24 protein-coding genes are annotated in these 23,569 nt (G+C 43.7%); 4 read left to right on the forward strand and 20 right to left on the reverse strand.

Annotation, left to right across the window (positions count from 1 at the left end; genetic code table 11):
- Nucleotides 1–43: 43 nt before the first annotated feature.
- Genes NSQ64_RS19575 through sigY form a run of 3 tightly spaced genes read right to left on the reverse strand, consistent with a single transcriptional unit; the run spans nt 44 to nt 1,094 of the window.
- Nucleotides 44–256, reverse strand: coding sequence for a transcriptional regulator (locus tag NSQ64_RS19575; RefSeq protein ID WP_341017927.1), 213 nt, complete (start codon nt 254–256; stop codon nt 44–46).
- Nucleotides 253–564 (reverse strand): YxlC family protein, encoded by a 312-nt coding sequence (locus NSQ64_RS19580; protein ID WP_045033786.1) that lies wholly within the window; start codon nt 562–564, stop codon nt 253–255. The genes NSQ64_RS19575 and NSQ64_RS19580 overlap by 4 nt, the downstream gene beginning before the upstream one ends.
- Nucleotides 564–1,094: an RNA polymerase sigma factor SigY gene (gene sigY / locus NSQ64_RS19585; RefSeq protein WP_007497895.1), complete on the reverse strand. Its 531-nt coding sequence runs from the start codon at nt 1,092–1,094 to the stop codon at nt 564–566. The genes NSQ64_RS19580 and sigY overlap by 1 nt, the downstream gene beginning before the upstream one ends.
- 489 nt (nt 1,095–1,583) lie before the next feature.
- On the opposite strand from sigY, the gene NSQ64_RS19590 reads away from it, so the two are divergent.
- Nucleotides 1,584–2,615: a pectate lyase family protein gene (locus NSQ64_RS19590; RefSeq protein ID WP_008345573.1), complete on the forward strand. Its 1,032-nt coding sequence runs from the start codon at nt 1,584–1,586 to the stop codon at nt 2,613–2,615.
- A gap of 57 nt (nt 2,616–2,672) precedes the next feature.
- Here NSQ64_RS19590 and cydC read toward each other — a convergent pair whose 3' ends face one another.
- The 15 genes from cydC to NSQ64_RS19665 all read right to left on the reverse strand — a co-directional run bounded on the left by cydC (nt 2,673) and on the right by NSQ64_RS19665 (nt 19,157).
- Nucleotides 2,673–4,409 (reverse strand): thiol reductant ABC exporter subunit CydC, encoded by a 1,737-nt coding sequence (cydC, locus tag NSQ64_RS19595; protein WP_341017929.1) that lies wholly within the window; start codon nt 4,407–4,409, stop codon nt 2,673–2,675.
- Nucleotides 4,399–6,135 carry a thiol reductant ABC exporter subunit CydD gene (cydD, locus tag NSQ64_RS19600; RefSeq protein ID WP_268417079.1) on the reverse strand — a complete coding sequence of 579 codons (1,737 nt, stop codon included), beginning with the start codon at nt 6,133–6,135 and terminating at the stop codon, nt 4,399–4,401. The genes cydC and cydD overlap by 11 nt, the downstream gene beginning before the upstream one ends.
- Nucleotides 6,135–7,151, reverse strand: coding sequence for a cytochrome d ubiquinol oxidase subunit II (gene cydB / locus NSQ64_RS19605; RefSeq protein ID WP_058337090.1), 1,017 nt, complete (start codon nt 7,149–7,151; stop codon nt 6,135–6,137). Before cydB ends, cydD begins: the two co-directional genes overlap by 1 nt.
- A complete protein-coding gene (locus tag NSQ64_RS19610) occupies nt 7,138–8,553 on the reverse strand; it encodes a cytochrome ubiquinol oxidase subunit I (protein WP_058213460.1) in 1,416 nt (471 codons plus the stop codon). The genes cydB and NSQ64_RS19610 overlap by 14 nt, the downstream gene beginning before the upstream one ends.
- Nucleotides 8,554–8,882: 329 nt before the next feature.
- Nucleotides 8,883–10,004 carry a heme oxygenase gene (gene isdG, locus NSQ64_RS19615; RefSeq protein WP_100324624.1) on the reverse strand — a complete coding sequence of 374 codons (1,122 nt, stop codon included), beginning with the start codon at nt 10,002–10,004 and terminating at the stop codon, nt 8,883–8,885.
- Between the two features lies 1 nt (nt 10,005).
- A complete protein-coding gene (locus NSQ64_RS19620; protein WP_008345586.1) occupies nt 10,006–11,019 on the reverse strand; it encodes a FecCD family ABC transporter permease in 1,014 nt (337 codons plus the stop codon).
- On the reverse strand, nt 11,016–11,954 hold the full coding sequence (locus NSQ64_RS19625; RefSeq protein ID WP_341017937.1) for an ABC transporter substrate-binding protein: 939 nt from the start codon (nt 11,952–11,954) through the stop codon (nt 11,016–11,018). Before NSQ64_RS19625 ends, NSQ64_RS19620 begins: the two co-directional genes overlap by 4 nt.
- 18 nt (nt 11,955–11,972) lie before the next feature.
- A complete protein-coding gene (srtB, locus tag NSQ64_RS19630; RefSeq protein WP_135009534.1) occupies nt 11,973–12,722 on the reverse strand; it encodes a class B sortase in 750 nt (249 codons plus the stop codon).
- A gap of 26 nt (nt 12,723–12,748) precedes the next feature.
- Nucleotides 12,749–13,519, reverse strand: a complete 771-nt coding sequence (locus tag NSQ64_RS19635; RefSeq protein ID WP_008345591.1) for an ABC transporter ATP-binding protein — start codon at nt 13,517–13,519, stop codon at nt 12,749–12,751.
- Entirely contained in the window at nt 13,506–14,492 is a 987-nt protein-coding gene (locus tag NSQ64_RS19640) for a FecCD family ABC transporter permease (RefSeq protein WP_007497915.1), read from the reverse strand. The genes NSQ64_RS19635 and NSQ64_RS19640 overlap by 14 nt, the downstream gene beginning before the upstream one ends.
- Nucleotides 14,493–14,525: 33 nt before the next feature.
- The gene (gene isdE, locus NSQ64_RS19645) at nt 14,526–15,413 is read right to left on the reverse strand and encodes a heme ABC transporter substrate-binding protein IsdE (protein ID WP_058337095.1); all 888 of its coding nucleotides are present in this window, start codon (nt 15,411–15,413) and stop codon (nt 14,526–14,528) included.
- Between the two features lie 77 nt (nt 15,414–15,490).
- Nucleotides 15,491–17,299: an NEAT domain-containing protein gene (locus NSQ64_RS19650; protein ID WP_341017940.1), complete on the reverse strand. Its 1,809-nt coding sequence runs from the start codon at nt 17,297–17,299 to the stop codon at nt 15,491–15,493.
- Between the two features lie 19 nt (nt 17,300–17,318).
- Complete coding sequence (gene isdC, locus NSQ64_RS19655) at nt 17,319–17,975, reverse strand: heme uptake protein IsdC (RefSeq protein ID WP_341017943.1); 657 nt, start codon at nt 17,973–17,975, stop codon at nt 17,319–17,321.
- 20 nt (nt 17,976–17,995) lie between these two features.
- Complete coding sequence (locus NSQ64_RS19660) at nt 17,996–18,454, reverse strand: NEAT domain-containing protein (protein WP_007497924.1); 459 nt, start codon at nt 18,452–18,454, stop codon at nt 17,996–17,998.
- Nucleotides 18,455–18,824: 370 nt separating this feature from the next.
- On the reverse strand, nt 18,825–19,157 hold the full coding sequence (locus tag NSQ64_RS19665; RefSeq protein ID WP_007497926.1) for a winged helix-turn-helix transcriptional regulator: 333 nt from the start codon (nt 19,155–19,157) through the stop codon (nt 18,825–18,827).
- Nucleotides 19,158–19,335: 178 nt separating this feature from the next.
- On the opposite strand from NSQ64_RS19665, the gene NSQ64_RS19670 reads away from it, so the two are divergent.
- Genes NSQ64_RS19670 through ribD form a run of 3 tightly spaced genes read left to right on the forward strand, consistent with a single transcriptional unit; the run spans nt 19,336 to nt 22,046 of the window.
- Nucleotides 19,336–20,229 carry a VOC family protein gene (locus NSQ64_RS19670; RefSeq protein WP_035702540.1) on the forward strand — a complete coding sequence of 298 codons (894 nt, stop codon included), beginning with the start codon at nt 19,336–19,338 and terminating at the stop codon, nt 20,227–20,229.
- Nucleotides 20,207–20,968 (forward strand): GTP cyclohydrolase II, encoded by a 762-nt coding sequence (locus NSQ64_RS19675; RefSeq protein ID WP_008345606.1) that lies wholly within the window; start codon nt 20,207–20,209, stop codon nt 20,966–20,968. The genes NSQ64_RS19670 and NSQ64_RS19675 overlap by 23 nt, the downstream gene beginning before the upstream one ends.
- Entirely contained in the window at nt 20,955–22,046 is a 1,092-nt protein-coding gene (ribD, locus tag NSQ64_RS19680) for a bifunctional diaminohydroxyphosphoribosylaminopyrimidine deaminase/5-amino-6-(5-phosphoribosylamino)uracil reductase RibD (RefSeq protein ID WP_058337099.1), read from the forward strand. The genes NSQ64_RS19675 and ribD overlap by 14 nt, the downstream gene beginning before the upstream one ends.
- A gap of 69 nt (nt 22,047–22,115) precedes the next feature.
- Here the strand turns inward: ribD and NSQ64_RS19685 are convergent, their stop codons facing one another.
- Together NSQ64_RS19685 and NSQ64_RS19690 are read right to left on the reverse strand one after the other, a co-directional pair.
- Nucleotides 22,116–22,481 carry a VOC family protein gene (locus tag NSQ64_RS19685; RefSeq protein ID WP_341017947.1) on the reverse strand — a complete coding sequence of 122 codons (366 nt, stop codon included), beginning with the start codon at nt 22,479–22,481 and terminating at the stop codon, nt 22,116–22,118.
- Between the two features lie 169 nt (nt 22,482–22,650).
- Nucleotides 22,651–23,505 (reverse strand): polysaccharide deacetylase family protein, encoded by an 855-nt coding sequence (locus NSQ64_RS19690; RefSeq protein ID WP_341017949.1) that lies wholly within the window; start codon nt 23,503–23,505, stop codon nt 22,651–22,653.
- Nucleotides 23,506–23,569: the final 64 nt, after the last annotated feature.

Consider the following 23,569-nt stretch of genomic DNA (forward strand, 5'->3'; position numbering starts at 1 on the left):
TGATGATCATTCAAAAAAAAGGTCAAAAGTTTTACAACGTCTTTCAATCTTTCCTGAGCTTTCCTCCTCTTTTACGATCAGGTAAGACAACACACAGCCAATATAAAATAGAAGAAGATGGGAAGTTGATTAATCCAATGATGCCCCAGAACCATTTATAACGCCCTCTTTTCTTGGCATCCATAAATAAGAGAAATCCCTGTGCAAACAGTAACGGTAATGCGCACAATAAGATGATCATTTCCGTCTGACTCATAAGGAGGACCCTCCTTTAATATGTTGGTATTCCTTGATGCCGACAACCACACAGAGTGGCACGCTCACCACTTGGAGAAGAATGAAGATGATGGGCAAATGAGTAATGGCAGCTGCAAAAAGTGTCATGATGGTCAGACTGACGATGATGTACGCCAGCACTTCTTGTTTAAAACGTTTTTTCTCTTTTTCCTTTGCCTGCTTTAGCATCAACATCAAAGCTTGTTCACTCGGCTTTTCTACTTCGATTTGTTCATCGAGCTCCTGCAGCCCCTCTTTTAAACGATCGGCGAAACGATCTTCTTTCATCAGTCCCACTCCTTTCGAATTTTCTTGATCCCATGATGAACCCTCGATTTCACCGTACCTTCTCTCACCCCGAGCATCGAAGCGATTTCAGGGTAAGTAAAGCCATAATAGTAATGGAGAAGGATCGGTGCTCTCTCCTGAGCCTTTAACTCATTTAGAGCATCCCACATGTCATGCCAAGTATGGCCTTTTTGCTGAACATCCCATTTGAACCGGCGGATGGCTTCTTGATTCGCCTTTCCTTCTCTCGTTTGTTCACGTTTTCTTTTCTTTTGATGATCTAAAAATTGTCTAGATGCAATGGACATGAGCCATGTTGAAAATAATGAATCTCCTCTAAAAGAAGAAAGTTTCATGTACGCTTTGAGCATCGTTTCTTGCATGATCTCCTCTGTCAGCTCTTGTTGAAGGGTCAATTTCATCAAATAACGGTAAAGAAACGAATAATGATGCCGATAAAGGGCGGTAAATGCGGCATCATCCCCCTGTTTTGCCCGCTTGATCCATAAAGTCTCCTCGGTCTGCTCCAAACACGTCCCTCCTTCCTTTCTATCTCTTATTGATTAGACGACACCGGTGATCGCATCGTTTAAAATAGACCTTCTTTTTTTAAATTGGAGCCTTTTCTACCTACTGTTTAGCGCATGGATCTATTTGATATCCATTTTTTTCTTATGTAATGATTATGACATGTCTTTGTCTCTAACAAAATGACGCTTTCGTAATCATCTTGATTTTCCTTGAAAAGAAGAACGTCCTTTTCATAATCACTAGGTTACCCCAATACCTATCGTCAATGATCCTTGTCTCATGTAGATAAATTGAAATAATCATTGCCTTAGTTTCCTTGAAAATCGTGGAATACTTCGTTCCAATTCTTAGCCGATGATACCTTTTTGCGTGCTATGCTCTTCCTACATTCCGAAAGAGGCGATGCTGGCGAAGGAAGGAGGAGCGGTTGAATCGCAGCTTATTTTGGAAACGTTTACATTAAAACAAAATAGAGAATGGAGATGTTCATGTTGAAGAAAAAAGTTCCAATGTTAGCTGGTGTGTTAGCGGTTGGTCTCGTGACTTCATTATTTGCGCCAAATGGGGAGGCAAAAGCAGCAACGAAATATCCAGAAAGCCCTTCGATTATGGCCAATTTTAATCAGCAAGGATTCTCCACATTAAATGGCGGTACAACAGGCGGTGAAGGCGGTAAAACGGTGACGGTGAAAACCGGAAATGAACTATTAGCTGCCCTCAAAAGCAAAGGAACAAATGAAAAATTGAAAATCGTGGTAGACGGAACGATTACTCCTTCTAATACATCAGCCAATAAAATTGATGTGAAAGATACAAACAATGTCTCCATCGTCGGTAAAGGGACAAACGGCGAATTTAATGGGATTGGTATTAAAGTATGGCGTGCTAATAACGTCATCATCCGCAACCTCAAAATCCATCACAGCAAAATCGGTGATAAAGATGCCATCGGAATCGAAGGTGGCTCTAAAAACGTATGGGTCGACCATAATGAACTCTACAACACTTTGAACTCTGGGAAAGATGACTATGATGGGTTATTCGATGTGAAAAATGACTCCGATTACATTACGTTCTCATGGAACTATGTCCATGACAGCTGGAAAACAATGCTGATGGGCAGCTCCGATAACGATAACTACAACAGAAAAATCACATTCCACAACAACCGCTTTGAAAACTTGAACTCTCGTGTACCGTCTATGCGCTACGGAGAAGGTCATGTGTATAACAACTACTACAAAGGCATCCATACAACTGCGATTAACTCTCGTATGGGCGCAAAAATGAGAATTGAGCACAACGTATTTGAAAATACAAACAATGCCATTGGCAGCTGGGACAGCCGTCAAGTCGGTACATGGCATGTCATCAACAACTCATATATTAATAGCACAGGCAGTCTGCCAACGTCTTCAACAGGTACGTACAACCCTCCTTATAACTACTCTTTGCTTAACGTGAACAATGTGAAATCAGAAGTTGTATCAAATGCGGGTGTAGGAAAAGTAAATCCTTAAACTCAAAAAAACGTTCGGGCAGAAATCTTCTGTCCGAACGTTCTTGTCATACATTTTTTACACGTTCGAAAATGGACGATCCATTTCATACAGCTTTTGATAACGCACATTTTCTTTCAGCAAATCATGATGCTGCCCTTCCATCTCAATACGTCCACCTTCAATAAACATCATACGGTCACATGCCTCACAGCCAGTGAGATGATGGGTGATCCAAATGACTGTTTTTCCTTTTAACACACGGAAGATTGTTTCAAGCAATTCACGCTCTGTGCGTGGATCAAGCCCGACGGTTGGCTCATCTAATACAACAATCGGTGTGTTTTGCAGCAAAATCCGTGCTAGAGCCATACGCTGTCTTTCTCCACCAGAGAAACGACCCCCTGTCTCTTGTACACCTGTGTGATAACCTTCTGGCAAAGACTCAATGTAATCGTGCAGCTGCACTTGCCGCGCGGCTTCTTTTACTTGCTCTTCTGTCGCTTCTGGAGAACCTAAGCGAATGTTGTTTAAAACAGACGTATCGAATAAATAGGGCTGTTGATTGAGCACAGACACATAAGAGGATATCTCCTCTTGAATGCTTTGTACCGGTTTCCCCTGAATGCTGACAACCCCTTGATTTGGCACGACTGCCCCTTCTAACAATTTTAAAATGGTCGATTTGCCTGCACCGCTTTTTCCTAAAAGAGCGAGCGATTCACCTTGCTTCATGGAAAACGAAAAATGCTTTAGTACATGTTGATCTACTTCATATCCGAAGGTGACTTGATCAAAACAGACCGCTTCAACGCCATCAGAGACGGGTGTCTCGTCTGCTGCCTTCCTCTCCACTAATCCTTCATACGACTGCTCTTCATAATGATTTAATCTGCTGACGGCATGCTGATAAACAGGAATATCGCCTGCTGCATCTGACAGCGGAAGAAAGGCTTCTGTTAATGGAAACAGCACAAGCACAAAGGCTGCGATGAGCGTGTGTGGCATAGAACCAGCCTGAACGACTGAGCCGCTCCAATACACGACAAGGACGACTGCTCCTCCAATGACTAGCTGTGCTAAAAATTGGCGCAGACGGATAAACCGGTGCTTTGCCGCTTCGAGTGCTAATAGCTTTGCTTCTTTTCGTTCATACCCCTCAACAAAATCGTTCTGTCTGCCGCTAAACAACCAGTCACTCACGCCCATGACAGCATCTGTTAAATGGCTGTACAGTTCATTTCTGCCCTTTTTCATTTCAATTTGTCGCACCCGGTTCACAAGTACTGTGATGTATGGGAATACAAATACGAGCAGCGCCATATAAAGCAGCATCAACCCGGCAAAAGGCCATGAGAAAAGCCCAAGTGCTCCAATCGAAGCGGCATATAAAAGCAGCGCACCGATGGATGGAAAGATTGTTTTTAAATACGCATCCTGTAATCTCTCCACATCTTCTGATAACAGCCCAAGCATTTCACCTGTTCCAAGCTTAGTCTGTTTGGCACTTCGTTCAGCCATATCATAAAGACGTACCCGCATTTTTTCAATCATCGTCAAAATGAGCTGATGACTCGCCAGTCTCTCTGCATAACGAGCCGCTGAGCGTGAAATACCAAAGGTACGTACTGCCACGATTGGGACATAGACCATCAAGATATTCTCAGGTCTTGTGGCAGCTTTTGAAATGAGGAACCCTGACGTATACATGAGCATAGAAGCAGAAAACACCGCAATCGCCCCTAAAAAAAGCACCAAGGCAAACAGCTTTTGATTCTCCTTGATATAAGGTATAAACCAGCCTTTACTGACCATGTGTGACCGCCCCCATTTGTTCCTGTACCAATTGATAGTACACACCTTTTCTTTCCATTAATGATTCATGAGTCCCCATCTCTGCAATTGTCCCATGATCCATCACAATGATTTCATCCATATCCGTCATCCAATGAAGTCTGTGTGTGGCTAAAAACACAAGTTTATTTTCAAACAATGGAAGCATTGTTTTCTTCAATTCATACTCTGTCTCAATATCCAGATGAGCCGTTGGTTCATCTAACAGCATAATGGATCGCTGGCCGAGCACTGTACGAGCGAGGGCAATCCGCTGCGCTTGTCCACCGCTCAGTCCTCTGCCCTGTTCGCCAATGACCTCATCCAGTCCATTGGGGAGTTCAGCTACGAGCTGAGACAAACCTGCCTCTTGCACCGCTCTTTCAACGTCTTCATCTGTTGCATTCGGTTCATAAAAACGAATGTTTTCTCTCAGTGTCATGTGAAATAAATAAGGATGCTGCGGCATATAAACAACTTCTTTTTGCCATGCCGCCAGCTGTAAATGAGCAAGCGGCTTTCCGTTTAGGATCATTTCACCTGCAGACGGTTCAACAAAACCGCCGAGAACATCCGTTAACGTCGATTTCCCCGAACCACTGGCACCGATGATCCCAATCTTTTTCTTTCCTTTCACAGTGAGGTCCACATCCTGAATCGAATAAGGAGCATGTTCATCATGCAACACACTGACATCTTGCAGTGTGAGCTCAGATTGCTCATTCCACTCGTTCAGCTGCACGGATTGTGTCTCCTGCTCTCGGAAGCCCTTTTCCTCTAAAATCACTTGAATCGCCTCATTCGCTTCTTTACCGTTTAACGTCGCATGATAATCATTTCCCACTTCACGGACTGGCAAGAAATATTCTGGCGCAAGCATCAGTGCGGTCAAAGCGGGCAATAACAAAAGATCTCCCTCAATTAAGCGCAAGCCGAGAAATACAGCGACAGTCGCAATGGACAGCATAGAAAAGAAATCGAGAGCAAAAGATGAAAGAAAGGCGACTTTCAGTGTGCTCATCGTCGCCTTTCGATAACGCTTTGAGACCTCTCCAATATTGCGAGAATGCTTTTTGCTAATCCCTAAGTAACGAAGCGTTTCAAGGCCACGGAGAGAATCAGTAAAATGATTGGATAATTTCTCATACGATCTCCATTGTTTGGCCGCTTTACGCTGAGCGACAAGTCCTAGCAAAATCATAAAAACAATTAAAATCGGCAGCGTGACAATGAGAATGACAGCAGATGTTTCATCTAATGTCCAAACATAGACAAGCACCATCACCGGAATAACTGCCATGTTCACCATTTTCGGCAAAAACAGCTGTAAATACTGACGATATTGGGCAATGCCCTCCATCGCCAATGTCACAAGCTTTCCTGTTCCTTTTTTCTTCGTGAAAGCTGGCCCTAAACGGAACAGCTGGTCCAACAGCTGCTTTCTCACGTCTGCTCCAATTCGGGAAGAATAGGTGAACATGACCTTCTCCCGCATCAAGGTGAGACCGTGCCGCACCAGAAAGGCAGCAAGAAACAGCAAGACATAAGGTGTTGCCTGCATGAGGCTCTTCCCGTCAAACAGCGTTGTTATGGCATGTGCCAGCCACTGTGCTTGAAAAATAATACTTGCTCCTTGGATGATTGACACAATACCTAAGAGGGCAAGAAGCCCCCTCATTCCTTTTAGTTGAAGCAAACGTTTATCCATTAGTAGGTCATTGGCTCCTTACCGCTTACACGTTTACGGAAGACATAGTAGCTCCAGATTTGATACCCAAGCACAAAAGGTAGCAAAGAAATGGCAACAATCGTCATGACCGTCAGTGAATAAGATCCTGATGCAGCGTTTTGAATGGTGAGGTCGAATGCATGGTTGATCGAACTAATCATGACACGCGGGAATAATGCTGTGAAAAGCATGGTCACCGTCACCATAATACCTGCACCTGTGAATAAAAATGTCCATCCATCACGCTCTTTTCTCATAAAGAATAGAGCCGCTACATAACAAACCACAATGAGTACAGTTAAAGGGATTGTGATGATCGGACGCACGGTATAAATGTCCGTTTCAAGAATAGACACACCAACAAATACAACAAGAACTGGTAGTGCAATCAATAAAACACGCTGACCGAGCTTTCTTGCACGATTTCTTAAATCACCCTCAGTGCGGAGTGTGACGAAAATCAATCCATGCAGGAGGCAAAGCACCGTCACAGCTACCCCGCCGATCACTGAATAAAGATTGACGAAGTCTGTAAATCCAGCGTACATATTCATATCTTGATCAATTGGCATTCCTCGTAACATACTTGTGAATAGCACTCCGAGTAAAAATGGCGGAAGCAGACTGCCAAAGAAGATGATCCAGTCCCACGTTTTGATCCATGAAGCCTTCTCGACCTTCCCTCTAAATTCAAAGGCGACCCCCCGCCCAATGAGCGCTAATAGGAGAATCGTAAATGGAATATAGTATCCGCTGAACATCGTAGCGTACCAGTGAGGAAAAGCGGCGAAAATAGCCCCGCCAGCTGTAATCAGCCAGACCTCATTCGCATCCCAGAAAGGGCCAATCGTATTGATTAAAATGCGGCGCTCATGTGCATCTTTTCCAAGCAGTTGCATGGACATCCCGACACCAAAATCAAATCCTTCTAAGAAGAAAAATCCAACAAACAATACTGCGACAAGAATAAACCAAATCTCGTTAAGATATGCCATGATATGCGCCTCCATCAAATGGATCTGTAGACAGGTCCGTTTCATCCTTTTGATCTGTATTCTCTTCAGAATGTGCACCTTTTTTAATTTCTCGAATGAATAAGTAGGCGAGCACGATGGCAAGAATCAGATAAATGGTCGTAAAGCTAATGACTGAGAATAGCAACATGCCGTACGATACGTTTGGTGAAATGGATTGTGCGGTTGTCATCATACCAAAGACTGTCCACGGCTGACGCCCAATTTCCGTCATGATCCAGCCCGCTGAGTTTGCAATAAACGGGAACGCAATCATCCATACCATGAAGCGTAAATACCATTTGTTTGATTCTAGTTTTTTTCTAAAGCTCAAATACAAACCAATCATACTAGCAAAAATCATCAACATGCCGGCACCCACCATGATTCTAAAGCTCCAGAAGGTTGTTTTGACTGGAGGAATGTAATCTCCAGGACCAAACTTTGCTTCATATTCTTTTTGAAGGGTCAGCATGCCTGGCACATCTCCACTAAACTTCGAATAAGCCAAGTAACTTAAAGCAAACGGAATATTGATCTCCGCAGAGTTTTCTTTTTTATCTGTGTCAATGTTGGCAAATAGTGTCCAAGCCGCTGGATCTCCACTATCCTTCCAAAGGGCTTCACTTGCTGCCATCTTCATCGGCTGTGATTCCATTAAATGCTTCGCTTGATCATGTCCAGAGAACGCCACACCTAAGCCAGAAATGAAAGCAAGCACCATGGCAATCTGGAAAGATTTTTTGAAAAAGGTCACTTCTTGTTTTTTGATCATTTTATAGGCACTAACACCCGCGATAAAGAAAGCACCGGTTGCCAATGCACCAAACAGAACGTGCGGGAACTCTACCCAAAGTTGCGGATTTGTCACGAGCGCCCCAAAGTCATTCATTTCTGCACGGCCATTTTTAATCACAAATCCAACTGGCTCCTGCATAAATGAGTTGGCGAGTAAAATCCAAAACGCCGAAAAGATCGTACCAAGAGAAACGAGCCAAATACATAACAAATGAATTTTTTTCGGTAGACGGTCCCAGCCGAATATCCAAAGACCAATAAAGGTCGATTCAAGGAAAAAGGCCAATAGCGCTTCAATGGCAAGCGGTGCACCAAAGACATCACCGACAAACCTTGAATAATCTGACCAGTTCATCCCAAACTGGAATTCTTGCAGAATCCCTGTCACCACACCTACTGCAAAGTTAATTAAGAAAAGGTGACCCCAAAATTTTGCCATCTTTTTATAGATGTCTTTTTTCTTCACCACATAAAGGGTTTGCATCAATGCAACGATAAATACCAAACCTATAGACATAGGAACAAAAATAAAATGAAATAATGTCGTTGAGGCAAATTGAAATCTTGCTAAAAACAGCTCACTCACAGCCTTACATCCTCCCTTACTTTCGCATGCCGAATGATTCGAGATATTTATGCTCACCATTTCACAAAAAGTTCACTATTTGTTCAATGATTCACAAGTGAAAGTCCATTTAATATAGTTCACTCGGTGAAATTTTACTCTTGATTTTCATTCGGTTAGTTATTTATACCTGTACTTTACACCCATGCGCTTCAAAAATAAAGTAAATTTTACCTAAAATTTGGATAGGATTGTGTCAGTTGTTTGAATACTTTGTCAAAAATATGTGACGGAAAGAGACAATCACAAAAAAAATAGCGCTGCTTCTTCGCTGCAGCGCTTTTGAATATTTAGGCTTTTTTCTGTAAAGCGGGTCTTGTGACTTGCACTTCATAGTACGTAATTTTGTTTTTTAACAGGCCTTCAGGTTTCGCCTTTCCATGAGCATGCGCATCACCAAATGCCTGAGATTTTGTCCAATTCACAAAGTCTTCTTTTCGATTCCAGCGGGTGTGAATGGTCACTTCATCGTAATCAGTTGTCTGCTGAGTGACCCATACTTCCATTCCTAAAAAGCCTTCCATAAATTCTACTTGTCCCTGCTTGTTAAACCGTTTAACAAGGTGGTCGGCACTGCCTTTTTCTACTCTTACTTGGTTGTTTACAATAATCATGTTTGGTTCATCTCCCTTTTGTTGTTGAATGGAGGCGATTGGGATAATGAGCGGATGCTCACCGTCTAAGTGAACCTCTGCCTGAATCCCAAAAACCTCCTTGAAAAAGTCTTCTGTTAACACTTCTTTTGGTGAGCCAATTTGATGCACCTGACCTCGCTTCATAGCAATGAGACGGTCACAATATTTTGCGGCCTGCTGCAAGTCATGGAGAACCATTAAAATGGTGATGCCATGTGTTTGATTCAGCTGTTTGAGCAGCTCCAGTAATTCAAGCTGATGCGCAATGTCTAAATAAGTGGTTGGCTCATCGAGAATGATGGTCTCTGTCTTCTGAGCCAGTGCCATTGCAATATATGCCTTTTGTCTTTCTCCGCCTGACAATGTATGAAGCATTCTGTTTTCATTAATGCGGCTATTCGTCACCTCAAGCGCCCACTCAATCGCTTCATGATCTGACGTACTGCTTTTTTTCCAGATGGAACGATGCGGACTGCGTCCAAGTGCGACCAGCTCACGTACTGTCATCGATGGAATGGCGGTTCTTGTTTGCATGAGAACCGCCACCTCCTTGGCGATCTCCTGTGCCGTCATCTCTTTTTGCGGGATGTCGTGAATGTAAATCATGCCGCTTTCGATTGAGGTCAGTCGTGCGGCCGCTTTGATAAAAGTCGACTTACCTGACCCATTCGGGCCAATGATTCCGGTTACACTCCCTTTAGGAACAGCTGCTGAAATGGAAGACAGCCGAAAGCCGCCTTGACTGAGACTCACGTCATCCATTGCAATGACATCCATCTTAACCCCTCCCTTTCTTTTTTAATAAATAGAGGAAGAAAGGTGCACCGATGCAGGCAAGCAAGATCCCTACAGGCAATTCAACCGGTGTAAACCAGACCCGTGCCGCTGTATCGGCAAAGACCACAAGCACGCCCCCTCCAAGCATTGAAATCGGCAGCAAATACCGGTAATCATCTCCGATTAAAAGACGGATAAAATGGGGCACAACAAGCCCGACAAATCCGATTAAACCACTGACACTGACAGCCGCTCCAGCTAAAAGAGCGGCCAGCGCAATGAGAAAAAATCGAGTCCGCTCTACTCGAAGACCCAATAGCTGAGCCGATTCATCGCCAAGTAAAAGGAGATTGGACGGTTTAATGGCGAAAAAACAAAGACATAATCCAGCCAGCGCATATGGCGACACAAAGCTAAGATGATGCCAGCTCCGCCCGTTTAATCCCCCTGATAGAAAAGGCAAAACAGCCTGCACACGCTCACTATATAGCACCATAAACCCATTCATCACCGCACCAAGCAGGGCATTGACGGCAACACCTGCCAAGATCAATTTAAGCGGTGAAACCCCTTGATCAAATGACAGCATATACACGACAAGAGCTGCTAATAAGGCGCCCAGAAAAGCGGCTGCCGGAAGCAAATACGTGAATTGCGGAAGAACAATCATGCTGAGTACAGCAGCTAACCCGCCGCCCGCAGTCACACCAATGATCCCAGGGTCAGCAAGTGGATTTCGGACAACTCCTTGTAAAATCGCCCCTGATGCCGCGAGACAGGCCCCAACGAGAAAACCAATGAGCACACGGGGAAGCCGTAAATCCATGACAATTTTTTCATGAACAGGCAGACCTGATCCCGTGAACACAGCCATTAAATCCGTCAGCGATAATTGGACAGAACCTACCGCAAGTCCTAGACAGACGCCCACACATAAAGAGAGAAACAATCCTGGTAACAGCCATTTTCGTCTTGACTGCCTTTTTTGAAAATCTAGTTCTGCATTCATCTTCATGATGACAATCGCTTCAATTTCTTCTCTAATTCATCGATCGCTCTGATGACTTCTGCGCCTGGATTTGTCCCAAATAGGTCACTTGGCAGAATCTCAACGTGTCCATTTTTGACAGCTGATACATCGTGCCACGCCGCATTTTGCTTCATTTCACTCATAAAGCCTGCTTTGACATCTTCAGGATTGCTGTGTGTCATCAGCAAAATGAGATCCGGATCGGCCTCGATTACCTTTTCTGCATTGATTTGTGCATATTGCGGAAACTTTTCGAGTGCTGGTTCATTTTCAGCAATATTCGCCCCACCAGCGATCCGCAGCAGATCACCGCTTAAAGATTGTGGAAGTGCCGCCATATATGTGCCGGGCGCACCATATACAACGAGTGTCTTTACTTTTTTCTCAGGCTGCTTCACTTGCTTGATCCGCTGATCGATTTGAGCATTGAGTGCTTTGGCCTTTTGCTGCTTTCCAAGTAAATCACCAAATAAAGTAACTTGATGCTGGATGTCCTTCACTGAGTTGGCACTTGTCAAAAGAAGCTGTGAACCAATTCCTTCTATAGTAGAGATATCCTTGCTGTTTAATGATTCATTCCCAAGCACCACATCGGGCTTTAAACTCGTGATCAGCTCGACATCAAATTGATGGGTTGTGCCAATTGATTGTACGGACTTTGCCTTTTGTAGATTGTCTGGCAATTCGGCAGTTGGCCGGCCGACCACCTGACCACCTAGAGCATAAATGATGCTCATGTCGCCAGTTGACAACGAGACGATCCGTTCAGGTGATTCATGAAACGATAATGTTCTGCCGGCAAAATCCTGAATGTTGAGCGCACCTTGCTTGCTCCCATTCTCGACAGGCGCCGCCTGGCTGCATCCGCCGAGGAGAAGCACGACGACGAGTCCTGCCCAAATCACATGTAAACATTTCAACCGTCTGTCTCTCCTTTTCTAGTAAACTTTCTTTAGCTTCGCCTGTACCACGAGACGCTTGTTTTTAGGTGCCAGCACGTGATCACAGGTCGATAATGTGAGAATCAAGTCATCTGTGGATACGTCTGTTTTCGTTTGATAGATGGACTTCTTACGCACAGCCTGCAAGTAGTGCGCATATTCACCAAGATCCTGAAAATCAGTCTGAATATAATCGAAATCGACTGTCGTCTCATACACAGCAAAAATCTCTGCTTCATAGCTTTGGTACAGTGTATCGTACTGAAATGTGCGATGATCTTGGAAGAAATCTTTTTTCAAATAGTTTGTGAGACCAGCAAACATAGACCCATCCCTCATCCGGTGACCGTATAACACTGTATTGGGACTTTCATGCAAGACGTCATTACGATAATCCATAAAGATACTGCCTGCCCGTGTGTCATCCTTTACATAATTACGAGTTAAATAGAATGCATTATCGTTTGACTGAACAATTGGATACTGAATCATCGTGTCCTTCATGTCAATCCAACCGACAATGTCTTCATTCACCTTTCGCAAATCATCAAATGACTGACGGATTTCTCCAGGTTTTCGCTGTTTCATTCCATCCTCGTGTGTGTAAAGTGTCTGAGCCTTTGCAAGCACCTGACGATTTTGATAATTGCCAAAGAGCTCCAAGCCAATGGCAGTACCGCTATATAGAAAAACACCTAAACAGACGATCGTCAGCATTCGCTGCCCGATTCTTTTCCCTCGTTTCACACTGTCTCACCTGCTTTTTGCACAACTTATATGCCTACAGGCACGATATACATCCCTGTTTCTGCATCCTGCTTAATTGTGACGGACACATGATAAATGTGCCGCACCATCTCTTCTGTTAACACATCATTTGGCCGTCCTTCGCGGATAATTTGTCCATCTTTCATGGCGATGATGACATCACTATAGCGAATCGCCTGATTCATATCGTGCAGGACCATCACGATGGTTAATCCATGCTCGACATTGAGCTCTCGAATGAGCTCCAGAATGTCAAATTGATAATACATATCCAAATAAGTCGTCGGTTCATCTAAGAAAAGGATCGGTGTTTTTTGCGCTAAAGCCATCGCAATCCATACACGCTGCCGTTCTCCGCCTGACAATGAGGCGAGTGGCACCTTTCGCTTATCCGTCAGCTTTGTACAGGACAGCGCCCACTCGATTGCTTTCTCATCTTCTTCCTTGTCACTGCCGCGCATCGTCTGGTACGGCGTTCTCCCAAATGCCACGACTCGTTCGATCGTTAAATCGAGCGGCGCTTCATTTTGCTGATGAACGACTGCCAGCTTTCTCGCGAGTTCCCTTGGCTTGAACGCATTCAGCTCTTGTCCATCTAAGTGAATCTGTCCTTTATGTGGACAATGGTTATGTGCCATCAAAGAAAGTAACGTGGATTTGCCCGAGCCATTTGGACCGATAATGGTCGTAATTTTCCCTTTTTCGATGTGCGTAGTGACCGATTGAACAATGTCCCTCTGCCGATCATAGGAAAACGACACCTCACGAATGTCCATGCAGACGATCCCCCCTTCTTAATAAAAAGATCAGAAACGGCCCGCCAATGACAGCCATGATTGTAGAAGCAGGGATTTCATTTGGTGCCACAAGCGTTCTGCCGAGCGTATCAGCCGTCAAAATGAGCAAGGCCCCGCTTAACGCAGAAAATGGAATCAGTACCCGATGGTCCGAGCCGACGAGCCTTCTAGAGATATGGGGAATGAGCAAACCGACAAAGGCAATCACGCCCGCTACCGCAGCAGTCACCGCTGCTAATAACACCGCCGTGATTGAAATCAAAAGGCGCATTCTGGTCACACGCAATCCTAAGTTTTTCGCCGTCTTATCTTGAAGGGCAAGCAAGTTACACCATCTGCTAAAGAAAAGCGCAACCACAAGCCCAATGACGCCATAGACACCGATTAAACGGACATCTCCCCACGTTTTCATCGTCAGATTCGACTGTCCCGACTGATTAATGGTGATATTGAAATAGCTGCAAATGGTCACAAACGCTTCTGCCATCCCTGTAAACATGGCATTGATGGCGATCCCCACCAAAATCATTCGAATCGGGCTTAAGCCGCCTTTCCAAGACAACACGTATACGAGGAAGCAGGCAATTGCCCCGCCTAAAACTGAAAATAAAGGAGAGTAGAAATAAAATTGAGGAAGCGCTGTAATCGCCATTAAAGAAAAGAAGCTAGCTCCCGATGAAATACCAATAACACCGGCATCTGCTAATGGATTCCTCATCACAGACTGCAAGAGGACACCGGAGACAGATAAAGCCGCCCCTGTAAACATCGCTATGAGCATGCGGGGGATTCTTAAATCTTTAATGATTTCTACCTGTGCATGTTGACCGGTCATAAGCCCTTCCAATAATTCAATTGGTGTAACATGAATGCTCCCCGTAATGGCGGAATAAATAAATACGCCGGCTAGTAAGAGACTGACTATCAGAAATAAAATCCCTGTTTTTTTCATCTTGAACGTCCTTTTATCATTAAGATTCGCCGCTTATGACGGATACAACATACGAGTCAATTCATCTAATGCCTCTCTTGCCTTTAAGTTGCCTGTTGTCCCGAATAAGCTTTCTTCGAGGTCGTACACCCGGTCTTGTTTGACCGCATGGAAATGTTTCCAGATGTCATTTGTTTTAAATTCTTGATCAAACATTTTGACGACTTCATCCGGCATCCCATGTGCGGCTCGGAGAATGATATCTGGATTGGCTTTTTGTAAATACTCCGTATTGGATGCCAAATACTCCATTTTCTCACCTTTTACGATGTTCTTTCCTCCTGCAATACGCACAAGATCACCGATATACGAATTCTCTGTTGCCACTAAATAACTGCCTGGTACACCAAGCAAAATGAGAACGGATGGCTTCGTCTTTCCCTTCGTTCTCTCTTGTATGTCTTTCTTTTTTTGTTCAAAATCATCCACAATGCGTTTCGCTTGCGTCTTTCTATCATATTTTTCTCCAAGCTTTGTGATGGCGTTCTCCATCTTGTCCAGGCTCTCAAGGTTGAGGTATGTCGCAGGGACAGAAGCTTGTTGAAAAGGCGTTTCTAAATCATATTGAAGGGTCGTGACAGACAGGACATCTGTCGGTTGAAGTGATTGAATGATTTCCATGTCCGGGCTCATTGGGTTACCGACTGCTGGGAGTCCTTTGTATCGAGCCGGCAAGGATTTTTGACTTGTTGGCACCCCGACAAGATCCACCTCTAGCGCATCCATGATCTCAGCAGCAGCTACAGTCGTTGCCACAATGCGGGCATTTGATGCTGCGCTTTTTTTGCCTTTCGCTGAGCTTTCAGCTGATTGTGAGCAGCCTGCTAAGAAGACGCACACACTTAGAGCCGTGATCAGGGTACATAACATTCGATGCTTCAAAAAACAGAAGCCTCCTTTCGAAAAAAAGGAAGTGGATGCGCCGAGATGAATGGCGCACCTCACTTAACATAGATTCTTTATCTTGTACGAGTTTGATACTTTCTGACGAGCACGAATAGTGATCCGCCGAATAAAAGAATGTACACCCAAAGAAGTGAAGTATCTCCTGTTTTTGGGTTCAGCTGACCTGTCTCAGACTTGGTTTGGTCATCTGATGGCGTAAAGGTCATCTGCTCTGCACCCGTTTCCTCAGGGGCGAGATTCGCAAGCTGGCTTGGTTGAGAATCGTGATCATTTGGATTTTTCACAAAGCCGATGCTCTCATCGTCTCCGATTACCGTCGCAATTCCGCTTCCTTCACCAAGTGAAATGCCTTTCGTATCATAGACAAGTTTGACATCGTACTGCTCATGATAATTGGCAGCTGGAATGTCAATTTTCACGCGTGCTGCCTGATCACTGCTTACACTTTTTGCTTCATATTGAATCACTCGTGTATCTGCTTTTTGATCAGTCTTTGCAACTAGCGTCTCTTCAAATTTACCGCCGGTTCCTACTTGGAACGACGTGATGGCTGAGCTGTTCTTCACAGTGTATGAAACGAAATGGCGGCCATTTTTCACCACCAATGTCGCAGGGCTCACGACGTAATCGTTCATGCGAGAAAGCTCATCTTTGTCCGCTTTCTTCATTGAAAAAGGAAGCTTGTACACCCCGTCTTTTAGCTGAACTGTCTCTTGATTCGTTCCGCCGTTCGTTGTGTCTGGTGCTGGTTTATTTGGTTTTGGTGTTTCTGGTGTAGCCGGTGTTTCTTCCTCTATTTGACCGTCCTTCAGTGGAACGATACTTTTTGAATCAAATTGAAAACGAATATCGTACGTTTGATCATAGTGAGCGGCTGCTACCACAATGTGTACTTTTCCGTTAACTGCTTTTTTCAGATCAGACACTTCAAATGAAACCACTCTTGTGTTCTTTGCTTGATCTGTGCTCACGTTTTTCACTTCTTGATAAGAACCGTTTTTCTCTATTTTCAAAGAATCAACTGACGTATGGTCCTTCACCGTAAAGGAAACGGTTTGCGTTCCATTTTTAACGGTTAATGATGCTGGATGTGAGAAGTATTGGCTCATTCGAGATGCCACATCCTCATCGCCCTTCAGCACACTGTAGTTGATACGATACACACCATCTTTTAATTGGTTCTGCGGTGAATCAACTGGTGTTGTGCCGTTGTTATTGTCTGGCGTTTCCGTCTGATCGTCTGGTGTTGCGCCGTTTTGATCATCCGGCTTTGTTTCGCTGTCACCTGGTGTCGTACCACTTTGATCATCTGGTGTTGTTTCACTGTCGCCTGGCGTCGTACCGTTTTGATCATCTGGTGTTGTTTCACTATCGTCTGGCTTCGCAGGCGTGACAAGTGTGAGACTGCTCTCGTCGAAAGCGATCTGTACGTCATACGCCTCATCATAAATAAAGCCGCCTAAGTCCCAGTAAATTTTGACCCAGCCATTTAATTTGGCTGATACATCGGCTACATCAAATTTGATCACACGCGTATTCGCTGTCTCATCTTCACTGACCGTTTCAGTGGTGACGAGAGAGCCATTTTGTTCGACCTTGAAATCTGTGATTTCTTTGCTTTGCTTCAGCGTCAAATAGGCAGTCGTCTTGCCATTTTCGATGACGAGCTTAGCTGGCTTTTCTGTATACGTATCCATCATGGATGCTTCAGTGCTGCCATTTTTTAAAATGGTGAATCCGGCCGTATATTCACCATCAACCAATGATGCCGCCTGAGCCGTTCCTTGAGGCAGCTGAAACGCAGTCAACAAACTGAATAAAACGAGCAGAATAGCTGTCTGTAGATGAAAAAGACGTTTCAAAAGATGACACTTCCTTCCGTTAATGCTTGATGATCCACTTTCTCGCTAAAAACCCACCTGAACATAAGACAAGCACAAGGAGCCATCCCATCTGGCTTGTATCACCAGTTTGAGGATTTTCTTCTTGTTTTGTTTTGGTGGATGAATCAGTTGCTTTGGTTGTTTCTTTTGATGATTCTTGATGTTTTGCTGCACCTGCTGTTTCTTTTGAACTGTCAGAAGAAAGTGACTTGATGCTGCTTTCATCGAATTTCAGTTGGATGGTATAGTCATGATCATAATCAGCCGATTTGACTGTGACATGGATTTTTGACTTGATTGGTTTAGACAAACTCTGTGCTTGGAATTGAACAAGCCTTGTATTGGCTTTCTTATTCGTTGATAGAACCGTCGTATCGACATAGCCGCCATTTCCCGGCACTTTAAATTCCGTTACCCAGCTGCTGTTTTTAATGGTCATTTGAACCGTTAGCTTGCCATTTTTCACGATCACTTTTGCCGGCTTCAGCCAGTAATCATTTGCCATCGAAACTGCAGTTCCTTCGGCCTTCATCACAGTGTAATTGACGGAGTATGTACCATCATTTAATGAGGCAGCCTGTGCATTTGAAAAAGGCAGTATAAGTGCCAGCAGCAATGCAGCCATGAAGGCTGGCATCCTGATCCATTTTTTCATCAAATGAATTTCCTCCCTTTTTATTGAACAGTTGCTGCATCAAACTTGACGCGAATATCGTAATTGCCTGTATATCCAATGACCGGTACAGTCACACTCACTTTTGCTGGTACAACATCTGTCAGGCTGTTGACATTGAACTCTACCGTTCTCTTATTAGCAGCTGTGTTTGTACTGATCACCTTCGCATCTTTGTAGACACCTTGATCCAATGTTTTAAAGCTTGTAATCCAAGAGCTGTTCGTTAACGTGACTTGCGCTTTGATTTTTCCGTCCTTCACAACAAGCTTAGCTGGTTTTTCAAAATACGTATTTGCTGTTGACGTTGAATCACTGTCTGCTTTCCATACCACATATTGTGCTGAATATTGACCATCTGCTAAACCTGCTGCTGAGGCAGAGCTAACCGGGGCTAGAGCAAACAATAGAACAAAGCTAAAGAATAATAAGACGTGTGATGCTGAACGAAGTGATTTCATATATACCCTCCTAATTGATATTGATAATTATTCTCAATGGACAATAAAAAAAATAACCTTTATCAGCGTATGAATCACACTCATAAATGATTATGATAATCATTATCAATAGAGACCAAAAAATAAATCTTTGCTTTTGACAAGTCAAAGATGTCTGTTGCTACATGATGTAGTGATACACGGTTTAGGTAATCTGTCCCATTCATGATACCATGGCATAACCTCCCCATTCCATTACAGGGAAAAGAACCCTCTTCTCCTTGATATTATATGATGAATGAAATTATTGTCAACATCATTTTTCATACTATTGACTTAGATTTCTGGAAAATCACAAAAAAAATCGATCAGGGACACTGATCGAAATCGATTAAGAAGGGACATGTTCACCCTTTTCACTATTTTTGCGCTCTAAAGACCAAGCATACATTTCCCGTATGACTGGTTCAATTTTCTTTCCTTGTTCTGTTAGTTCATATTCAATCCGCACGGGAATGTCGGGATATACTTTTTTCTCAACAAGGCCTTCAGCTTCTAAATCTTTCAGCCTTTCTGATAATAACCGTCCGCTGATGTTCATTTCATTTTCTAGCTGACAAAAACGTTTTGGCCCTGTCAAAAGCTGATTGATGATCAGAATCACCCACTTCTTCCCTAAAATCTCCATGGCATCTGTAATTGGGCAGCCATCTACTTGAGCCATACTTTACTCCCTCCTGCTTTTCTCTACTTTTTTTCATTATAACATAATTAATTACTTGAAATAAGTCACTAACTATTATATAGTTTAGTTACTAAAAGTAACAAGGTAATCATTTTATCAATTTTCAATAAACCATTGAACATGCAGATGCATATAACATGAAGGAGATGACCGAGCTTTGAATACAATAGAGCAGGTAAGATTAGGTGTAACAGAATTACATGTGTCCAGCTTTGAGCGTTCTTTGCCTTTTTATACAGACATTTTAGGTTTTACTTTATTAGAACAGACGGATTCTACTGTCACGCTTGGCAGCAACGCAAAGGAACCAATCCTTGTGCTGAAAGAAGATGTGCAGCTGAAAGAGAAGCCGGATCATGAGCCAGGACTTTATCATTTTGCGGTTTTATTACCTACCAGAAAAAACCTGGGCACATGGCTGGCGCATGTGATCAAAAAAGGCTATCCTTTAATTGGAGCAAGCGATCACTTTTTCAGTGAAGCCATTTATTTAAGTGATCCAGATGGCATCGGCGTTGAGATTTATGCTGATCGTCCTCAGGACATATGGGTAGGTGAGCATGGAGAGCTGAAAGGTGGCGGAAATGCTCCGCTTGATGGAGATGGTCTCCTGCAAGAAGCCGCTGATTCTACCTGGGAAGGACTCCCGGCTGGTACAGTCATGGGACACTTGCATTTCCATCTCAACCCAGAAGAAGCCGATTCCTTTTATGTGAACACGCTCGGTTTTCATATCCGAATGGCTCCCCCAGCCAGCTTATTCGTTGCTGGTGGCGTCTATCATCATCACCTTGCCTTTAATGCATGGGGACGCGGGAGAAAAGGAGCCATTGATCCACGTTTTTCAGGAATTAGAAGCTATACACTGGTTTTCCCAAAAGAAGATGATAGAACATCCGTCGTCGAACGTCTGACAAAAGCAGGCGTTCACATGAACACGACAGGAAAAAGTAACGAATTTATTGATCCATTTGGCGTTCTCGTTCGTTTACAGATTGAAGAAACAGACAAAAAAGAAGGTGCAGAATATGGACAAACACACAGAGGTTAAAACAGCCATTTTAAAAGATAAAATCAAACGAGTACAGCAAGAAGACGGATTTATATATATCACTGGACCTATTAAACTGCCAGTGAATTTAGACGGTAGAACGGTCATGTTTAACTGGTATTCATGGTTAAAAGATGACGGGAAAGAACCATTATCAGATGAAGCTTTAATCGAAAGCCTTTCCTCCCGTGAGCTTGCAGATCACCAGCAATCAAGTGTCCTTGTTTACGGAGATTTCGAACATGCTGATGAAGCGCTGATCCGCATGCATTCCATCTGCCACACCGGCGATATTTTCGGAAGCAAACGCTGCGATTGCGGGTTCCAATTGAAACAGTCTATGCGGATGATTGAGGACAATGGAGCAGGCGCACTGTTTTATTTAGCCAACCATGAAGGACGCGGGATCGGTCTTTTCAGTAAAGCCATGGCCTACATCTTGCAAGAAAACGGCTACGATACAGTAGAAGCGAACGAAGCACTAGGCTTTGAAGATGATACACGTCAATATGAAGAAGCGATTGCTGTTCTTCAAACATTGCGTACAAAGCCAGTCAGACTTATTACCAATAATCCGAAAAAGACCGATGCTATCAGTCATGCAGGCCTTTCTCTTTCTGGACGGATTCCACTTTGGGGTGATGTCTCTGAGTTCAATGAAAAATACTTGCAGACAAAAATTAACCGCTCAGGTCATATGAAGGCGGATCAAGAGGTGCGTACGATTGCCACATCATGAGCGATATATGAAACTAGCCCTTGAAAATGCCGAAGCAATGAAAGGTCAGACATCTCCCAATCCGCTCGTCGGGGCTGTGATTGTGCGAGAAAATGAAATTGTTGGGGTCGGGGCGCATATGAAGGCCGGCGAACCACATGCAGAAATCCATGCGCTCAAAATGGCTGGAGATAAGGCAAAAGGTGCCACGATCTATGTGACACTAGAGCCTTGTTCCCACCATGGCCGCACAGGCCCATGCGCTGAAGCACTTGTGAAAGCTGGCGTCGAAACTGTTGTCGTGGCGGCACTTGATCCGAATCCGCTGGTCGCTGGCCGCGGGATTGCCATTTTACAAGACGCTGGCATACAAGTTATCACGGGCGTACTTGAACAGGAATCCATTCTAATGAATGAAGTATTTAATCACTTTATTACGAAAAAAACACCTTTCGTGACGCTCAAAGCGGGCATTACGTTAGACGGAAAAATTGCATCTGCTACGTCTGACAGCAAGTGGATTACATCAGAGACGTCCCGTTATGATGCACATCACATTCGCAGTATCAACGATGCCATCTTGGTCGGTGCGCAAACCGTCATTCACGACGATCCTTCATTAACAGCACGGATTCCAAACGGTCATCATCCAATTCGAATTGTCTTAGACTCTAAGCTGTCTATCCCGCTGACAGCAAAGGTGGTCACAGATCAAATGGCGCCAACATGGATCTTTACAACAAAACAAGCCGATGAAGAAAAACGAGCTGCTTTAGAAGCAGCTGGCGTCAGCGTCATCATGACGGATAGCGATACCCGGGTGCCCTTACAAGAAGTACTTCAAGTGCTTGGAGAAAGAAATATCTCCTCCCTAATGATTGAAGGCGGCGGACAAATCAATGCCTCATTTTTAGAACAGCAGCTTGTCGATAAACTCGTCATCTACATGGCGCCCAAGCTCATTGGCGGACGACTCTCTCCTTCTTTTTTCGGAGGCGAAGGCATACGCCTCATGAGTGATGCAATTGAACTGGATCAACTCTCTCTTGAACCACTCGGAAAAGATATAAAGATAACAGGTTATCCTGTTTATCAATAACCTACTTTCATAAAATAAGGATGTCGAGATTTTCTCGACATCCTTATTGTTTCTCACAAGATTTATTTTCTACAGTCTCTCTAAAAATTCAATTCGATTTCCAAATGGATCATCTACATAAAACCGATTGGCTCCATCTAACGGCTGATCTTCCTTTATAAGAATATGATGTTTCATTAATGTCTCTTTTAAATTTGATAATTTTTTTACTTGAAAAGCTGGATGAGCTTTTTTCGCTGCTTGAAATTGATCTTCAATGCCAATGTGAAGCTGTTGATTGCCACACTGAAACCAAACACCACCACGTTTTGCTAGGTGAACAGGCTTAGGTATTTCCTTCATTCCTAGAATCTCCCCAAAAAACAAACGTGCCTTCTCTTCACTCCCCTTTGGGGCAGCTAACTGGACATGATCAATTCCAAGAAAATTTGACATCTTTGCTCTCTCCCTTTTCACATCATTTAAAAAACATTATGTGTGACGATCACGTCTAAGAATATATCTAGATGTGTACTCAAGCCCTATGATGTTGTCGATCCACAAAGCATCTCCACGAAACATGTCGTAAAATGTTTCATGTGAAACATCTGTGATCTAATATTGATCAATTTCCCTCTATCAGCCTGCCAAAGCTTTCGGGTGAAAGTCCCGGTGAAATGCGCAGGCGGTGTAAGGACATCATGCCTTGTTCCTTTTTCGCATGTCCTGGTTCAGTGGTTACAGCCATTTCATATCCTGCTTCCTTCGCCAGCTTCAGTGTGTCTTCGTTATAGCGACCGACCGGATAGCTGACCATGATCGTTTGTTGAGAAAAACGCTGGTCAAAGAATACCTTCGATCCTTTTAATTCTTCTTCCTGCTGCTTCTGTGTTAAACGATTGAGTTCTAAATGATGAATGGTGTGACTCTCTATTGAAATACCATGCGCCATCATATCATCCATTTGGGCATCGGTTAAATGATGCGGACGGCCAATGGACTGCTCGATCATAAAAATCGTGGCTTTCATACCATATTCCTTTAAAATCGGAAATGCCTTTGTGTAGTTATCCGTGTATCCATCGTCAAATGTGATAAGAACATACTTTTCACTTGGTGTCGAATTGGTCGCGAGAACTTGATATGCCTCTTTCGGCGACAGCGTGACATAGCCGTTGTCTTTCAGCCATTTCATATGAGCCGCAAATTCGCTTTTTGGCACACGTAACGAATTACCGCTGGAAATACTGTGATACATCAAGATTGGAAGCGCAACGGGTTCCTTTTGCTGAATCCAGTTTTGTTTGTCTATCTCTGCCGCTTCAATTTGCTGCGTTTCTGTTGTTTCTTTCGTTTGTACTTGACCCTTTACCTCTTTGATGGCTTGCTGGTTTGTTTCTGTTTGCTGTTTCGTACCCATACAGCCCGAAATGAGCAGCATGACTAAACCAACTGCAAGCCACATACATGTTTTTTTCATTCACCAATCCTGCTTTCTCTTTATCTACCGAATGATTATAACAGAAATTGGTTAATAACTGATA

This window comes from Bacillus sp. FSL W8-0183 (assembly GCF_038006825.1).
GTDB classification, from domain to species: Bacteria; Bacillota; Bacilli; order Bacillales; family Bacillaceae; genus Bacillus; species Bacillus altitudinis.

Excerpts from the sequence above, each read along its gene's own strand:
- NSQ64_RS19575 (WP_341017927.1), bottom strand. The coding sequence starts at position 256 with ATGAGTCAGACGGAAATGATCATCTTATTGTGCGCATTACCGTTACTG.
- NSQ64_RS19675 (WP_008345606.1), top strand. The coding sequence starts at position 20,207 with ATGGACAAACACACAGAGGTTAAAACAGCCATTTTAAAAGATAAAATC.
- NSQ64_RS19685 (WP_341017947.1), bottom strand. The coding sequence starts at position 22,481 with ATGTCAAATTTTCTTGGAATTGATCATGTCCAGTTAGCTGCCCCAAAG.
- NSQ64_RS19690 (WP_341017949.1), bottom strand. The coding sequence starts at position 23,505 with ATGAAAAAAACATGTATGTGGCTTGCAGTTGGTTTAGTCATGCTGCTC.
- isdC (WP_341017943.1), bottom strand. The coding sequence starts at position 17,975 with ATGAAAAAATGGATCAGGATGCCAGCCTTCATGGCTGCATTGCTGCTG.
- cydB (WP_058337090.1), bottom strand. The coding sequence starts at position 7,151 with ATGGCATATCTTAACGAGATTTGGTTTATTCTTGTCGCAGTATTGTTT.
- cydC (WP_341017929.1), bottom strand. The coding sequence starts at position 4,409 with ATGGTCAGTAAAGGCTGGTTTATACCTTATATCAAGGAGAATCAAAAG.
- NSQ64_RS19620 (WP_008345586.1), bottom strand. The coding sequence starts at position 11,019 with ATGAAGATGAATGCAGAACTAGATTTTCAAAAAAGGCAGTCAAGACGA.
- NSQ64_RS19590 (WP_008345573.1), top strand. The coding sequence starts at position 1,584 with ATGTTGAAGAAAAAAGTTCCAATGTTAGCTGGTGTGTTAGCGGTTGGT.
- cydD (WP_268417079.1), bottom strand. The coding sequence starts at position 6,135 with ATGGATAAACGTTTGCTTCAACTAAAAGGAATGAGGGGGCTTCTTGCC.
- isdG (WP_100324624.1), bottom strand. The coding sequence starts at position 10,004 with ATGGATGTCATTGCAATGGATGACGTGAGTCTCAGTCAAGGCGGCTTT.
- NSQ64_RS19660 (WP_007497924.1), bottom strand. The coding sequence starts at position 18,454 with ATGAAATCACTTCGTTCAGCATCACACGTCTTATTATTCTTTAGCTTT.
- NSQ64_RS19640 (WP_007497915.1), bottom strand. The coding sequence starts at position 14,492 with ATGAAAAAAACAGGGATTTTATTTCTGATAGTCAGTCTCTTACTAGCC.
- NSQ64_RS19580 (WP_045033786.1), bottom strand. The coding sequence starts at position 564 with ATGAAAGAAGATCGTTTCGCCGATCGTTTAAAAGAGGGGCTGCAGGAG.
- NSQ64_RS19635 (WP_008345591.1), bottom strand. The coding sequence starts at position 13,519 with ATGGACATTCGTGAGGTGTCGTTTTCCTATGATCGGCAGAGGGACATT.
- NSQ64_RS19665 (WP_007497926.1), bottom strand. The coding sequence starts at position 19,157 with ATGGCTCAAGTAGATGGCTGCCCAATTACAGATGCCATGGAGATTTTA.